Genomic DNA, 674 nt, shown 5'->3' with positions numbered 1-674 from the left:
GCGCCGTGCACTGGACCGTGGACAACCCCAAGCGGGCCATGCTCATCGTCTTGCCCCTGCTGTTGCTGACCGGCCTCGCCGCGCCGCTGCTCTCCGTGAACTTCATGCCGAGCTCGGATCGCAGCATCGTCTTTCTCGACTACTGGCTGCCCAACGGCGGCCGCATCGAGCGCACCTCGGCGGACATGAAGCAGATTGAGCAGTGGCTGCTGGCCCAGCCCGAGGTGGCGAGCATCTCCAGCTTCGTTGGCGAGAGTGCACCGCGCTTCTCGGTTACCGTCGAGCCCGAGCCCCTGGATCAGAGCTACGGCCAGATCCTGATCAACGCCCGCTCCTTTGACGAGATCCCCGCCCTGGTGGCCAGGGGCGACGCCTGGCTCGCCAGCCGTTTCCCCTATGCCGAGCCGAGATTCCGTGCCCTCAAGCTCGCCACCAAGGACAAATTCAGCATAGAAACCCGCTTCGAGGGGCCGGATCCCGCCGTTCTGCACAATCTTTCCGAGCAGGCCCAGGCCATCATCAGCGCCAACCCGCACACCAAGTACGTGCGCGATGACTGGCGCCAGCAGAGCAAGCTGGTCACTCCGGTCATCAACCAGACCGCGGCGCGCCTGGCGGGGGTCAGCAACACCGACATCGCCATGGCCATCCACAGCGCCACCGAGGGGCTGCAG

1 protein-coding gene is annotated in these 674 nt (G+C 65.7%); it reads left to right on the top strand.

The window, feature by feature from the left end:
- The coding region (locus tag BN1137_RS03445) for an efflux RND transporter permease subunit (protein WP_198150591.1) at positions 1 to 674 on the top strand (674 nt) is incomplete at both ends.

Source organism: Aeromonas tecta, assembly GCF_000820185.1.
Taxonomy (GTDB): domain Bacteria; phylum Pseudomonadota; class Gammaproteobacteria; order Enterobacterales; family Aeromonadaceae; genus Aeromonas; species Aeromonas tecta.
This window is presented reverse-complemented; position numbering and strand designations above follow the sequence as displayed.